The organism is Marinobacter sp. SS13-12, assembly GCF_030227115.1.
Classification (GTDB): domain Bacteria; phylum Pseudomonadota; class Gammaproteobacteria; order Pseudomonadales; family Oleiphilaceae; genus Marinobacter.
The window spans coordinates 795,832-810,149 of the sequence record NZ_JASSUA010000001.1 but is presented as its reverse complement, the minus strand read 5'-3'; the positions used below and the strand labels follow the sequence as shown (position 1 = coordinate 810,149).

The 14,318-nt window shown below is 60.9% G+C and carries 10 protein-coding genes; 2 read left to right on the top strand and 8 right to left on the bottom strand.

Annotation, left to right across the window (positions count from 1 at the left end):
• Positions 1 to 6 precede the first annotated feature (6 nt).
• The 3 genes from QPL94_RS03680 to QPL94_RS03670 are packed head-to-tail and all read right to left on the bottom strand — an operon-like array spanning position 7 to position 5,784.
• Complete coding sequence (locus QPL94_RS03680) at positions 7 to 1,401, bottom strand: efflux transporter outer membrane subunit (protein ID WP_285355590.1); 1,395 nt, start codon at positions 1,399 to 1,401, stop codon at positions 7 to 9.
• Positions 1,394 to 4,597, bottom strand: coding sequence for an efflux RND transporter permease subunit (locus tag QPL94_RS03675; RefSeq protein WP_285355589.1), 3,204 nt, complete (start codon positions 4,595 to 4,597; stop codon positions 1,394 to 1,396). Before QPL94_RS03675 ends, QPL94_RS03680 begins: the two co-directional genes overlap by 8 nt.
• On the bottom strand, positions 4,594 to 5,784 hold the full coding sequence (locus QPL94_RS03670; RefSeq protein WP_285355588.1) for an efflux RND transporter periplasmic adaptor subunit: 1,191 nt from the start codon (positions 5,782 to 5,784) through the stop codon (positions 4,594 to 4,596). Before QPL94_RS03670 ends, QPL94_RS03675 begins: the two co-directional genes overlap by 4 nt.
• Positions 5,785 to 6,139: 355 nt before the next feature.
• Between QPL94_RS03670 and QPL94_RS03665 the strand changes: the two genes are divergently transcribed.
• The gene (locus QPL94_RS03665) at positions 6,140 to 7,099 is read left to right on the top strand and encodes an AraC family transcriptional regulator (protein WP_285355587.1); all 960 of its coding nucleotides are present in this window, start codon (positions 6,140 to 6,142) and stop codon (positions 7,097 to 7,099) included.
• A 10-nt stretch (positions 7,100 to 7,109) separates the two neighbouring features.
• Here the strand turns inward: QPL94_RS03665 and QPL94_RS03660 are convergent, their stop codons facing one another.
• Both QPL94_RS03660 and QPL94_RS03655 read right to left on the bottom strand, forming a co-directional pair.
• Entirely contained in the window at positions 7,110 to 9,170 is a 2,061-nt protein-coding gene (locus QPL94_RS03660; protein WP_285355586.1) for a TRAP transporter large permease subunit, read from the bottom strand.
• Between the two features lie 25 nt (positions 9,171 to 9,195).
• A complete protein-coding gene (locus QPL94_RS03655) occupies positions 9,196 to 10,260 on the bottom strand; it encodes a hypothetical protein (RefSeq protein WP_285355585.1) in 1,065 nt (354 codons plus the stop codon).
• A 263-nt stretch (positions 10,261 to 10,523) separates the two neighbouring features.
• Here QPL94_RS03655 and QPL94_RS03650 point away from each other — a divergent pair, with 263 nt between their 5' ends.
• Entirely contained in the window at positions 10,524 to 10,796 is a 273-nt protein-coding gene (locus QPL94_RS03650) for an HU family DNA-binding protein (protein ID WP_137436346.1), read from the top strand.
• Positions 10,797 to 10,837: 41 nt separating this feature from the next.
• Here QPL94_RS03650 and QPL94_RS03645 read toward each other — a convergent pair whose 3' ends face one another.
• From QPL94_RS03645 to QPL94_RS03635, 3 genes are all read right to left on the bottom strand, one after another.
• A complete protein-coding gene (locus QPL94_RS03645) occupies positions 10,838 to 11,761 on the bottom strand; it encodes a putative solute-binding protein (protein ID WP_228263362.1) in 924 nt (307 codons plus the stop codon).
• A gap of 269 nt (positions 11,762 to 12,030) precedes the next feature.
• Positions 12,031 to 13,302 (bottom strand): dihydroorotase, encoded by a 1,272-nt coding sequence (locus QPL94_RS03640; RefSeq protein WP_285355584.1) that lies wholly within the window; start codon positions 13,300 to 13,302, stop codon positions 12,031 to 12,033.
• A complete protein-coding gene (locus QPL94_RS03635) occupies positions 13,299 to 14,312 on the bottom strand; it encodes an aspartate carbamoyltransferase catalytic subunit (RefSeq protein WP_285355583.1) in 1,014 nt (337 codons plus the stop codon). The genes QPL94_RS03640 and QPL94_RS03635 overlap by 4 nt, the downstream gene beginning before the upstream one ends.
• Positions 14,313 to 14,318 lie beyond the last annotated feature (6 nt).

Genomic DNA, 14,318 nt, shown 5'->3' with positions numbered 1-14,318 from the left:
GGATATTTACCCAGGCATTCCTGCCAATGACCGGTATACGTCCACCATCGCCAGAGTCACGGCCGTACGGCTACGGACGGCCGTGTCCCGGATGGCGGTGAACTCCTGTTCCGCCGTCAGTACCTCGAAGTAGCCAATAAACCCCTCTTGATAGCGGGCGCGAGCCAGCTCAACGGCTTTCCGGGCATTGTTCATGGCCCGTTCAAGCCGCTGTTCCCGCTGTTGCGCGCGCTGGTAACGCACCAGCCGCGTCTCCGTTTCTTCCAGGGCTTCCAGTACCGTCTGCTGGTAGCTGGCCAGCGCCGCACGGCTGTCAGCACCTGCCGCTTCAATCCGGGCCTTGACCCTGTCCTGGTCCAGGAAGGTCCAGTCGATGCCCAGGGCAACGCGGCGGGTTTCCGCCGGGCCGGTGAACAGGTCACTGGTGTCGGCGGCAGCGGAACCTATCAGCCCGCTCAGGGTAAAGCGGGGAAACAGGTCCGCGGTCGCGACACCAATGCGAGCGGTGGCGGCAGCCAGGCGGCGCTCTGCAGCGGCGATGTCCGGGCGGCGGCGAAGTACATCTCCCGGGCTGTCCACGGGAATCACCGGCAGGGTTTCTGGCAATGCGCCCTGGGGTGACAGAGTTTCCACCAGCGCCATTGGTGGCTGCCCCGTCAGCACAGCCATACGGTGCATGGCAGCCCGGATATCCGCCTGCAGAGTGGGCAGTTCAGCACGGGTTCGTTCCAGCTGGGCGCGGGCGCGCACCTGGTCAAACTCGGTGCCCCGGCCTGCCTCAACCCGGGCTTCTACAATGTCCAGGGATTGCTGTTGTAACGCCACACTCTGCTGCGCCACCTGGTACTGCTGTTGCAGCCCCCGCAGCTCAAAGTAGCTGCTGGCCAGCTGCCCCGCCAGCGCTACCTGCACAGTACCAAGATCCGCACCGGCAGCTTCCAGCTCTGCCCTTTGGGCTTCTGTCGCGCGCCGCAGGCGTCCGAACAGGTCCAGCTCCCAGGTGGCAGCAATACCAGCCTGGTAACGTTGCACCCGGTCCGGTCCTGTACCGGGGGGAGACTGCTCAATGTCGGCCAGGTACTGCTCGGCAGCAGTAGCACTGGCAGTCACGCTGGGCCATTGGTCCCTTTCGGCACCGTAGAGCAGTGCAGCTGCGCGCTCGTAACGGGCCACCGCCCCTTCCAGGGTGTGGTTGGCTGTCAGGGTCTGGTCAATCAACTGTTCCAGCAAGGGGTCGTCAAACCCCTGCCAGAAACGCTGCTGGTCGCTATCGCCCGCCACCATCGTCCGCCCTTCCGAGAAGGCTTCCGGTTTCGGTATGGCCGGGGCCTGGTAATCCGGCCCCACGGCGCAACCGGCCAGCAAAAACAGTGCCCCGGCCATGGTAATTGCTTTAAGCATGGCTTCCTCCCGGAAGTGCATCTTCATTCTGGTCGTCCTCGCAGGTCAGCGTGGATGTGTGGTGGCTCTTCAGGCGATGGCTGCCAGACAGCTTGCGCAACGCCACATAGAACACCGGGGTGAGGAACAGCCCAAACAGGGTTACGCCGATCATCCCGGCAAACACGGCGGTGCCCAGGGCCTGGCGGACCTCGGCGCCGGCACCCGTTGCCAGCACCAGCGGTACCACGGCCGCGGTAAAGGTGATAGAGGTCATGATGATGGGCCGTAGCCGCAACCGGCAGGCTTCCAGTGCGGCCTCCACAACGCCCCGGCCCTGCAGTTCCAGCTCACGGGCGAATTCCACAATCAGGATGGCGTTCTTGCAGGCCAGGCCAATCAACACCACCAGCCCCACCTGGACGAAGATGTTGTTGTCCCCACCGCCAAACCACACACCGATCAGCGCCGAGAGCATGCACATGGGCACGATGAGGATCACCGCCAGCGGCAGTGTCCAGCTTTCATACAATGCCGCCAGCACCAGGAACACAAGCAGGATGGCAAGCGGGAACACCACCAGCGCCGCATCGCCCTGGGTGGCCTGCTGGAAGCTCAGGTCGGTCCACTCGAAGTCCATGCCGGCGGGCAGTGTCTCATCGGCCAGCGCCGTCAGCGCATCCATGGCCTGGGCCGATGACAGCATGCGCGGGTCTGCCTCACCGGCGATGTCCGCGGCAGGATAGCCGTTGTAGCGCAATACAGGATCCGGCCCGAAGCTCTGGCGGATATCCACCATGGAGCCGATGGGCACCATTTCACCCTGCTCATTGCGGGTACGCAGGCGGGCAATGTCCTCCACGCTGTCGCGGTAGGGGGCATCGGCCTGGGCGATTACCTGCCAGGTACGGCCAAACCGGTTGAAGTCATTGACATAGGTAGACCCAAGGTAAGTCTGCAGAGTGTCGAACAACTCCGTCAGCGGAACGCCCTGGGCCTTGGCCTTGAGCCTGTCCACTTCCGCATCCAGTTGCGGCACGTTGGCCTGGTAGCTGCTGATGGGGTAGCCCATGCCGGGCGTCTGGCTGATGGCGCCCTGGAACTGGTTCACCGCGTTCTGCAGGGCCCCGTAGCCCAGGTTGGCTCGGTCTTCGATGAACAGCTGATAGCCCGAGCCATTGCCCAGCCCCAGGATTGGCGGCGGCATGAAGGAAAACGCGAAACCGTCCTTCAGCCCGGCAATTTGCTGGCTGATGCGGGCGTTGATCTCCGCCGCGCTCAGGCTGCGTTCATCAAACGGCTTGAGTGGAAAGAACACCACGCCGGTGTTGGAGGTATTGGTGAACTGCAACGCGTTCAGGCCGGGAAAGGCCACTGCGTTGGCCACACCTTCGGTCTCCATGGCGATATCGGTTACCTGTTGCAGCAGCTGGTCGGTACGCTCCAGGGACGCACCTTCCGGCAGTTTCACCCCGGCGATCAGGTACAGCTTGTCCTGGGTCGGGATGAACCCCGGTGGGACCACCTTGAACATCAGCCCGGTGCCGGTCAGCAACAGCGCATACACCACAAACACCGCGCCACGCCGTCGCAGGGAGCGGGAAACCCCACCCTGGTATTTCTCCGCGCTGGCATTGAAGAAGCGGTTGAATGGCCGGAAAACCCAGCCAAACAGGGCGTCGATGACCCGTTGTACCCGGTCCTTGGGTGCGTCGTGGGGCTTGAGCAGCATGGCTGCCAGCGCCGGCGACAGGGTCAGCGAGTTGATGGTGGAGATCACCGTGGAAATGGCGATCGTCACCGCAAACTGGCGGTAGAACTGGCCGGTTACACCGGAGAGAAAAGCCATGGGGATAAACACCGCGCACAGCACCAGGCCGATGGCGATGATGGGGCCAGACACCTCCTTCATGGCCTGGTGAGCCGCTGCCAATGGGGTCCGGCCTTCCTCGATGTTGCGTTCGACGTTTTCCACCACCACGATGGCGTCGTCCACCACGATGCCGATGGCCAATACCAGCCCGAACAGGGTCAGGGTGTTGATGGAATAGCCCAGCAGGTAGAGTGCGCCGAACGTACCGATGACCGACACCGGTACCGCCAGCAACGGGATGATGGAGGCCCGCCAGGTCTGCAGGAACAGAGTGACCACCAGTACCACCAGCAAGACGGCTTCCAGCAGGGTGGCCACCACGGCCTTGATGGAGTCGCTGACAAAGATGGTGGTGTCGTACACCGCTTCGTACTTCACGTCCTCAGGAAAGCGGGTAGCCAGCTCATCCATGGTGTCAATGACCTCGTCACGGATGTTCAGGGCGTTGGCCTCCGGTGCCTGGAACACACCAATGGCCACGGCGTCCTTGCCATCGAGTTGGGAGCGCAGGGTGTAGTCGCCGGCTCCCATCTCCAGCCGGGCCACGTCTTGTAGCCGCAGGATTTCGCCGTTGTCGCCACGTTTGAGCACGATGTCGCCGAACGCTTCCACGGTTTCCAGCCGGCCCCGGGCATTGATCAGAGTGAGGAAGTCGCTGTCCGGCACCGGTTCGGCGCCGATCTGACCAGCGGACACCTGCACGTTCTGCTCACGCATGGCACGGACCACATCGCTGGCGGTCAGGCCACGGGCGGCAATCCGCTCCGGGTCCAGCCAGGCGCGCATGGCGTAATCACCACCACCGAATATCTGCGCGTCCCCCACTCCCTGGATACGGGCCAGCCGGTCCCGCACGTGCAACCGGGCATAATTGCGCAAATAGAGCGTGTTGTAGGTACCATTCGGTGATGTCAGGTGGACCACCATCAGGAAAGTGGGTGACTGCTTCTGGGTGGTCACCCCCTGGCGCCGAACTTCCTCCGGCAGCCGGGCCAGCGCCTGGCTGACCCGGTTTTGCACCCGCACCGTGGCGTCCTCGGCGTCGGTGCCGGGCCGGAAAGTGACCGTCATCTGCAGAACACCATCCGAGCCCGCCACCGACTTGAAGTACATCATGTCCTCGACACCGCTGATGGCTTCTTCCAGGGGCGTTGCCACCGTTTCTGCGATTTCCTTGGGGTTGGCACCGGGATAGACGGTACGCACCACCACCGATGGCGGCACCACTTCCGGGTACTCGCTGACCGGGAGGTTGGGGATGGAAATCAAACCGATAGCAAAAATGATGATGGATAGCACCGCCGCGAATATCGGCCGGTCGACAAAGAAACGGGAGACGTTCATTGCGACATCTCCCGGGCAACGGCAACTGCGCCCTGGTCCTGGTCAGACTCTTTCATGGCAACCAGTTGCGGCTTGACCTCCATGCCAGCACCAAACACCTTCTGTACGCCGTTGATGATCACCAGGTCACCGCTTTTGAGGCCGTCGCGAATCACCAGTAAATCGTCCACCTGGCGACCGGTGGTCACATGCCTGGGCGCGACCAGGTTGTTTTCATCCACCACGTAGACATAACGACGGTCCTGATCAGTCAGCACCGCCTTGCGGTTCACCAACAGTGCCCGGTCCACCCTGGCCACGGGCATTTCTACACGGGCAAACTGGCCGGGTTTAATCAGGCCGTCCGGGTTGTTGAGCACCGCACGGTACTGCAGTGTGCCGGTTCCCGGGTTCAGGTGATTGTCGACGAAATCCAGTTTGCCCTGATACTGCTGATCGTCGTCATCCCCCAGTGCGATACGTACGCTCCGGGGTTGGCCAGTGGCAGGCAACTGCTGGCTACTGAATGCGGCTTTCTCATCGGCTTCGAAATAGACGTGTACCGGGTCCACCGATACCACGGTGGTCAGCAGGCTCTGGTCCGCGTTGGCGAGGTTGCCACGGGTGACCAGTGCCCGACCGGCACGGCCACTGACCGGTGCGGTTACGCGGGTGTACTGCAGATCCAGCTCGGCGGCATCCAGCGCCGCCTGGGCGGCCTGTACCCGGGCGCGGGCACTCATCAACGCGGCATTGCGCTGGTCGTACTCCTCGCGGGAAATAGCCCGGCTTTCCAGCAGTGTCTTCGCGCGGCCCGCTTCACTCCGGGCCAGTGCCAACTGACTGTTGGCCAGCGCCAGTTCAGCACGGGCCGCCTGTTCACGGGCCCTGTAAGGGCGAGGGTCGATCTGGAACAACAGGTCACCGGCTTGCACCAGTTCGCCTTCCTCAAACGCCACCTCGTCGATATAGCCGCTGACCCGGGGCCGCAGATCCACCGTTTCCGGTGACGCCACCCGGCCGGTAAACGACTCCCAAAGGGTGACCGGTTCCACGATCACTTCTGCAACATCCACCTCCGGCGGGGGAGGCATTGCCATTGCCTCGTCGCTCTGTGCCTCGCAGCCGGTCAACAATGCCGTCAGTGCAATGGCCAGGCCCAGTATCCGGCCGGATCCGCTGAAATTCTTTGTTGTCAGACTTTCCATGGTTTCTCGCTCCACTGTCGGGACCGCCTTGTGAGCATTCCCGTTTGCCAAGTAATCGGTTGGATTGCTTGTTAAGTCGGTTGGGGTCAGACGAATTCGACACTCGGCCTGTTTCCTCAAGTTAATCTGAGGAGAGTCAGCCGGAGTCGCGATATGGGCTAAGATAAGGAATGCAGGGATGAAGACGGTAGCGGGTTACTGCGGGAAGCTTGCCTGATTCTGTCGGCGCTCAATAGCCGGAGATACACGGTTGCCGATTTCTGCGCGGTCATTGCCTGATCCTGCAGAACCTACATGAACACCCATACGATTCAGGGTGCGAAGTACTATACTGCCCCGAAAGGGAGACCCACCGATGACTGCCACCATTCCTGAGATTTCCGGAAATCTCACCCTCAACCTGCAGCAACAGCTCGCCCGGGTAGTCGGTCAATGGACGACTCAACAGGGCATTCAGGGTTCAGCCATTAATGGTGTGGAACTGATTCGTTGCGACCAGCCCTCCAGCTGTGGTTCCAGTGTCTATGAGCCTTCGCTGTGTTTCGTGATTCAGGGCACCAAAACCATCCAGCTGGGCGACCGCGAAATCACCTACAAACCACTTTCCTATTTGGCCAGCTCGGTTCACCTGCCGGTGCTGGGTCGAATTACCCATGCTTCCGAGGAGCAACCCTACCTGGCGGCAAAACTCAAAGTGGAACCACAGGAAGTGGCGGACCTGGTGCTGGAACTGGGCGACAAGGCGCCTCCGCTGGACCCATACGGAGCCTGCCCGGAGGTCCAGTGCGGTCTGTGCATTTCATCCATGGACGAACTGATGCAAGGGGCGCTTTACCGGCTGCTCAGCCTGCTGGACACTCCTGAGGATATTGCCATTCTGGCGCCCCTGGCACGGCGGGAAATCATCTACCGGACTCTGATCGGTGACATGGGATCGCGCATGCGGAAGTTTGCCTCTGCCGAGTCCCAGTCTCACCGGATTTCTACCGTAATCTCGGCACTGAAAGATCACTACGCGGAACCGCTGCGAATCCGCGAACTGGCGGAAGCGGCCAACATGAGCGAGTCCACCCTGTACCACAGTTTCAAACAGGTAACCCGGATGTCGCCGCTGCAGTTCCAGAAAAAACTACGGCTGCATGAAGCCCGGAGGCTGATGCTGACCGAGGGGCTTGAGGCCGCTACCGCCAGCTACCGCGTGGGTTACGAAAGCCCATCACACTTCAGCCGCGAATACAGCCGGCTGTTTGGTGCGCCGCCCAAGGCGGATGTGACCCTTCTGCGTGGTGAACGGAGAACGCCTGAGCCGGTTTGACTTTCCCGGCTCAGGCGTAGAAAAGCAACGGCACGAATGCCACCAGCACCAGCGATAAGCCCATGGCAATCAGTGGCATGATGATACGTTCGTGGCGCTGGTAGAAGGTACCGTCTTCCTGTTGAGCCGCCAGCACTTCCGCTTCGCCGACCACTTGCCTGGTCAACAGGTGGTTCAGTGCCACCGGCGGGCTGAGGTAGCCCAGCTCGAAGGCCACCAGGGTCACCATCCAGAAGTGAATTGGATGAACTCCACTGCTGTAGGCAATGGTCGCTACGGTGGCGGTCACCAGAATAACGGCGCCGAAAGCGTCCATGATCATGCCCAGAATGACCAGGATCACCACCATCAGCAGCATGGCGGACCAGGCGCTGTCGAAGGCCTGGGGGAAGGCCCCCATGATGTGGGAACGCTCGATCACGCCGCCGATGCTTACCGACAACCCCAGTAGCAACAGCAGTGCGCCAATTTCAGCGGTGGTGTCATTGGTGGCGGAGCGCAGGCTGCGCTCCAGGCCCTGGTGATTGATCTCGCCACTGGCCCGGCCCTTGCGGTTCTTCAGGCTGATGTGCTCATACAGCAGAATGGCCAGCATGATCACCGGCAGCAGCCGGGGTGCCGAGAACTCATCCATTTTCACATCCAGGGCATAGCGGTACAGCAGTACCACGGCTGTGATCACCAGGACGTAGGGAATCAGTTGCTTCAATGCCGACATCATCGGTGCAAAGGCGACCGATGCCGGCGCCAGGTCGAACTTGCTCTGGCGGTTAACCGTCAGTGCCACGGCAGTAAACATGGCCGCAGTCAGTACGAACACCCAGATACCCCAGCCAAACAGCTCGTCGGTGGTAACTTCCCGGTTGAGGTAAGCGATGACCACCACCAGCAGGCAGGGCCGCAACACCACACCGAGTGAGCCGGACATGGCGGTAGCGGCCAGCGCCAGATGGCGGCGGGCTCCGGCGGCGCGTAATTCGCTGTAGATGACGGCACCGGCAGCAATGACGAAGATACCGGAAGCACCGGTGTAGGCGGTAGGTACGGCTGCGACCAGCACCGCCACAACCGCAAGAAGCTCCGGCGGCATCCGCCAGGGCCGGAACACATTGAACACCAGGGTGGCGAGGCGGGTCTGCTTGAGCATCATGCCTACCCACACATACAGGCCAACGTTGAGGAACATGTCCGACAGTTCCATCATCTTGCCCAGGTAGATACCGATACCGGAGGCATGACCGATCAGGGCAAAGTAGGTACCTGATATCAGGCACATAACGGTATAAAGAGGGACAGCCAGGAAGGCCTTGTTCAGCTCACCACCCTCTTGCAGGTCGTCCGGCACCCGTATCAGTCGATAGAGGCTGGCCAGGGTCAACGCAGCGAACCCGATAACCCACAGGTTGTGGAGCAACAGCTCCGCGGAGGACATGGTGTTGTCTGAGCCGAAACTGGACTGCCTGAAGATTACGCTGGACCCCAGCAACATGGCATTGGCCACTGTCTGCAGGGTATGGGAAACGGTGTAGTCGAGGCGTGTTTCCATGGCCCGCATGGCGATGTGGTGGCGGGTCAGGGTGGCGGTTACCGCACACAGCATGACGAGGATAACCAGGATATAGCGCTGGGATTCCAGGCCGAAAGCAATCAGGTCTGCCACGAACAGCTCAACCGTCCGGTAGGCTTTCACACCCGGGGTGAGCTTGTCCTTGAGGTTTTCGTAGCTCCGGTAACTCTGGCGGCAGTTTTCCACCGAGCGTTCAATGGCCAGGCGAACCTCGTCAGGATCTTTCTCGGCCTCGCCCAACAACGCGGCCATTGGATTGTCGCTGCCCTCTTTCGCCAGCTCTTCCTGCACCGCGGCTTCGATATCCACGTTGGGATCACAGGATGGCTGTACCGGGTCTGCCCTCAGTTTGTAATAGCCACTCCACAGCTGCTCGCCACCGCGCAGCATCTGGTTGTGAATATCACTGCTGGTGGAAAACAGCACCACCGCCAGCAGAAGCAGACAGGCCGGCAGGGAAGAGAACCATTCCCTGCCACTACGGTGAAAACCACCCTGGAACATAACAACTCACTCTGGGAATGTTGATTTACAGCAGATCATCCAGATCCATGGTTTCGACGGTTTCCTTCTCGTCATCCCAGAAGGTTCCCAGCTTGCCGGTCGGCGTACGATGCCCGGTATTTTCCATCCACATGCGGTCGGATATAGCGACAATCATCTGGGTGGCCATGGCGTCCACGAACTTCCATTCTTCATTCGCCGGTGTTTCGGCGATGGCGTCGGCATGGCTGCGAATAACAGAACGCAGGCGCTCGTGGTCACCCTTGTTCTGGGCGGCAATAGCGTGGAAAACATGGCTGATTCTTACGCCGGCCTCTTCACCCTGCTCATCCGCAATGTCCAGGCGCTGGAAGGGATCCTCACCATCAGGCAGCGCACCGGGGATCATCGACCAGACCGTGGCACGCAAAGCCATGGGCGCACCCCACCACTTGTCGTTCTCAAGGCAGCTGGTGGCCCGGGCAACCGTGGAACCAATATTCTTGGGGACCCCGATGGACGAGGTCGACTGAATCTCTGAATTCAGTGCCTGCAGGCCCGAAAGCAGGCCCGCCAGATAGATAAACTCGCCCAGGTCATCATCAAATCCGGGACATTCGCCCGCATCCGGCTTGCCGTAGAAAGCGTTGTGGTGTTTCCAGCCCCGGTGATAACGCTTGGCGGCCAGTGACAGCGCACGCTTCTGGCGGATCATGGCATCTTCGGCCTGTTCCGCGTTCCTGGCACGCAATGCACCCAGGCTGGCCAGCTCGTGCTCTCGGGCCTGTTCTTCGGCGCAGCCACCGGCGGACAGGTAGAGCATCACTGCCAGCTGGTCCGGTTCACTGGTTACGCGTCCGAAGGACATCAGCAAAGGTGCAGTGGCCTCACTCATGGCGCAGCCCATGGCCAGATCTTCGCTTTCCAGAAGATAGGGCACAGTGTGATTGCGGGAGAAGCCCTGCATCACGTCGCCGGTGGTTTTGTAGATCATGTTGTTGACGACACCACAACCACTGAGAATCACACCGGCAAACACAGCCGATACGGCACCGCGAAACCGGACAAGCCCGTGAGGGAGCCGGCTGGCAGGTTTCAGAATATGTGTCATAACTTCGTACCTTTTTCTTATAGGGCGACCGGAACATGGTCCGGCCGGGGCCGCGCACCTGTTCAGTTACAGTTTGTAACCGAAACGGCATTATCGCCGACAACTCCCTGTTTTTATGCGACTCCGCCCGCAAATGACGGCGGAGATTCAAATGTATCTGGACTACCGGTTTGCACAATGGGTCGCAAACCGCTATAGATTTGGTCAGCCGGCGGTTACGCAGCTGCCGGCCAACAACCAAAAACGACAACAAGGAGTACTCAATGCGCAAACCTGAACTTGCCGCTGCTGTTGCAGACCAGACCGGATTGACCCGTGACAAAGCCAGCGAAGTGATCACCGCATTCACCGACCAGATCTCCGCAGCCGCTGCCCGGGGCGAAGATACTACCCTGATCGGTTTCGGTACCTTCAACATCCGCAGCCGTGACGCTCGCGATGGCCGTAACCCTCAAACCGGGGCAACCATCCGGATCCCCGCCAGCAAGACTGTCGGCTTCAAGGCAGGCAAGGCGCTGAAGGACTCGATCCGCTAAAGCAGCAACCAGGGGCCGCCGGGCCCCTGGGTATTACCGGCTCAGGACGCACATTCGGAACGGGAACCATCCACCCGGCAACGGATCGCCTTCATCAGGCTGATGGCTCGTTCGTCATAAACGCCGTCCTCCAGTAACGACAACCGCACCTTGCGGAGCATCTTGTCGTATTCAGCCACGTCCTCCTGTGGCGGATGCATCCACACATCCTCTGGTATCCCGGCTTCCGCTTCAGCAATAATGCCGTAGGCCTCATCAATGCGCTTGATGGCCTGGTCGCGCACCATCTGGCCAGCACTATCCGGGAAGCGGTCGCGATGGATAATCACCTGGAAGTTCATGTAGGCCAGTGCGTACTTGAAAACACCCCCGTTCGGGGTAACGCCTTTGTAGAGTTCCAGGGGGGAATAGGCGACTGCCGGCGCGTAGGCCAGGTCGACACTGCCATTGTTGAACTTGCCGGCAAAATTGGCGGAGTTGGAGCCCACCACGGAAGCACCCACATGGCGCACCATGCGTACGGAGGCGGTGTCGAAATCCAGGGTGGCAATGCGTTTGCCCTGCAGCTTTTCCACGGAATCGATCGCCCGGTCACGGGTATGGAGGTACACCGCACCACCGGGGAAAACGCCGGCCACTTCGTAGTCGCCGTCGATCAGGAACGGCCGCGCCTTTTCCTGGCTGAGGGTGTTGTACAGCAGCCGCATTTCCTCCTCACCGGGCACAGCACCCATAGCCTCCAGGGTACCGGTGAATTTGTTGAACTCGCGGGCTCGGGTGCCGGTTAGCAGCACTGCGTCACACTGACCGGCCTTGAAGTCTTCGGCCGCGACTTTCTCGTCGGTATAGGCACGCAGGTTCAGCTTTATACCTTCCTTGAGGGCAATGGGCTGGAAGGTTTTGGTGATGGCGAACAGCGGACCGTTGGCTCCGACCGGATCAAACACACAGAAGCTTCGCTCCATGAGGTCCGATTCCGCCTGAGCGAACGGCGACAACGCAAGACTGGCACACAGGGCGGCAACCGCTGTGGCCTTTCGCGGTAGGTTGATTAGTTTCACGGGGATGACTCCTGAATTATTATTGTCTGGCCGAGATTAGGTCGGCCACGACAAGAATACGTTGGCACAGGTGCCTGTCATCAAGGGCTCTGAAGCAAAAAGGTAAGGATCTGTGACGGGCTCGACAGAGGTTTCGCAACCTCTGCCACATTTTGTCGACATGAAAGCTCGAGCTACAGGTTATTGTGGGGCCAGGCCTGTCGTCCATTGCACAGGGTGAGCCGAACCACACCTGGCAGATCTTTACCGGGCAAAGGAACGTGGCGCCCCACGGAACAGAGGTTGGTGTCGCCCTGCCTCCAGCTGGCAGCGGGGTCAAACACGCACAGGTCTGCCACCGCGCCTTCCCGCAGTTCAGCAGAACGACCAATGACCGAAGCCGGGCCAGTGGTTAGCGCCCGGACCAGGCTTGCCCTGTCCAGCTCCCCTCGCTCCACCAGCAGCAGGCCCATCGACAGAGTGCTCTCGATGGTAGAGAGTCCTGGCTCAGTGGCCGCCATGGGTGCCTGTTTGGCAGCGGAGTCGTGGGGCTGGTGCTGGCTGGTGATGGCATCGATCACGCCGTCACGTACGCCGGCAAGCAGAGCCTGCCGGTCTTGCTCCGAGCGCAGCGGTGGCCGCACATGGTAGCGGCTGTCGAAACCGGCCAATGCCTCTTCGGTAAACAGCAACTGGTGCATGGCGACATCAGCGGTCACTGCAATACCGCGCTTGCGGGCATCGGCCAGCATTTCCACGCTACGGGCACAGGACAACTGGCTCAGGTGCAGCCGCACGCCGGTTTCTTCTGCCAGCAGCAGCATTTCCATGACCGCAGCGGTTTCCGCCACTTCCGGAATACCCAGCAGCCCCAGCCTGGAGGCCACCAGGCCATCGTGGGCGTAACCGTCAGCCGCCAGGGCCTGGTTCTCGGGGCTGAACATCACGGTGAGTCCGAAGGTCTGGGCATAGGCCATGCAGCGGCGCAGCACCCGCGCATTCTTCACCGGACGGGCACCGTTGCCCAGGGCAATACAGCCAGCGCTGGCCAGGCCCGCCATATCGCTGAGCAGGTCGCCTTCCAGGCCGCGGGTGATAGCGCCCACGGGCAGTATCCGCACCGCCGAACGCTTGGCAGCGACGTCGAGTATCAGATTGGTGACTGCCCCGGAATCGTTCACGGGCGACGTGTCCGGAGACGCACACAGGGTTGTGAATCCGCCGTGAGCGGCGGCCAGGCTTTCCGAGGCAATATTACCTTTCTGGCCATTGCCCGGTTCACGCAGGTTGCAGCACAGATCCACAAAGCCGGGCGCCAGAATACAGCCGGCAGCATCAAAGTCGCGATCGGCAGACTCTCTTTCAGCAGCCTCGCCTAGCGCGGCAATATGGCCATCGCGAATCAGGACTGTGGTTTCAGCATCGGTATTCGCCAGGCGGCCACTGGTAATCTTCAGGCTGCTCATCCCTCGGCCCTCCCTGCCAGCTTGCGATTGCGCTCTGCCATCTGGCCGCCCATGGCCATGGACATCACCGCCATGCGGATGGCGATGCCGTTGGTAACCTGGTTAAGGATCACCGATTGCGGCCCATCGGCCACCGCCGATTCTATCTCCACACCCCGGTTGATGGGGCCCGGGTGCATTACGATGCAGCCGGGGTCGGCCAGGGCCAGTTTCTCCCGATTGAGGCCATAGAGCCGGTAGAACTCCCGTTCGCTGGGCAGCAACGCCCCTTCCATACGTTCCTTCTGCAGCCGCAACATGATCACCACATCCAGATCCTTCATGCCCCGGGCCATGTCGTATTCCACAGTGCAGCCCAGGCTTTCCACGTCTCTTGGCAGCAGGGTGGCCGGTGCAATCACCCGCACTTCGGCGGCGCCCAGTTCGTTCAGGGCGCGGATCTGGGAACGGGCCACCCGCGAGTGCAGCACGTCGCCCACGATCGCAACTTTCAGGCCCTCGAAACGCCCCTTGTGCTGACGGATGGTGAGCATATCCAGCATGGCCTGGGTAGGGTGGGCGTGGCGGCCGTCACCGGCGTTGATAATGGCCACGCCCGGGGTCACGCTTTCGGCAATAAAGTGAGGAGCACCGCTCTGGGAATGGCGTACCACGAACATGTCACTGGCCATGGCCTCAAGGTTCAGGAGGGTGTCGGACAGGGACTCACCCTTGGAGGTGGCGGAGGTGTTGATGTCCAGGTTGAGCACGTCCGCCGACAGGCGCTTGGCCGCCAGCTCGAAGGTGCTGCGGGTGCGGGTGCTGGATTCGAAGAACAGGTTCACAACGGTACGGCCCCGCAGTAACGGCACTTTCTTGATGCTGCGCTCACCCACTTCAATAAAGGAATCTGCAGTATCGAGAATTTCAGTCAATAGCGTCCGGTTCAGGCCATCAAGAGTCAGGAAATGCCGAAGCTGGCCGTCGGCGGTAAGTTGAAGGGATGTCGAGGAAGGGTCGTTTGCCGTCATGTGTCG

Excerpts from the sequence above, each read along its gene's own strand:
- QPL94_RS03670 (WP_285355588.1), bottom strand. The coding sequence starts at position 5,784 with ATGGAAAGTCTGACAACAAAGAATTTCAGCGGATCCGGCCGGATACTG.
- QPL94_RS03665 (WP_285355587.1), top strand. The coding sequence starts at position 6,140 with ATGACTGCCACCATTCCTGAGATTTCCGGAAATCTCACCCTCAACCTG.
- QPL94_RS03655 (WP_285355585.1), bottom strand. The coding sequence starts at position 10,260 with ATGACACATATTCTGAAACCTGCCAGCCGGCTCCCTCACGGGCTTGTC.
- QPL94_RS03660 (WP_285355586.1), bottom strand. The coding sequence starts at position 9,170 with ATGTTCCAGGGTGGTTTTCACCGTAGTGGCAGGGAATGGTTCTCTTCC.
- QPL94_RS03645 (WP_228263362.1), bottom strand. The coding sequence starts at position 11,761 with ATGGAGCGAAGCTTCTGTGTGTTTGATCCGGTCGGAGCCAACGGTCCG.
- QPL94_RS03650 (WP_137436346.1), top strand. The coding sequence starts at position 10,524 with ATGCGCAAACCTGAACTTGCCGCTGCTGTTGCAGACCAGACCGGATTG.
- QPL94_RS03640 (WP_285355584.1), bottom strand. The coding sequence starts at position 13,302 with ATGAGCAGCCTGAAGATTACCAGTGGCCGCCTGGCGAATACCGATGCT.
- QPL94_RS03680 (WP_285355590.1), bottom strand. The coding sequence starts at position 1,401 with ATGCTTAAAGCAATTACCATGGCCGGGGCACTGTTTTTGCTGGCCGGT.
- QPL94_RS03675 (WP_285355589.1), bottom strand. The coding sequence starts at position 4,597 with ATGAACGTCTCCCGTTTCTTTGTCGACCGGCCGATATTCGCGGCGGTG.
- QPL94_RS03635 (WP_285355583.1), bottom strand. The coding sequence starts at position 14,312 with ATGACGGCAAACGACCCTTCCTCGACATCCCTTCAACTTACCGCCGAC.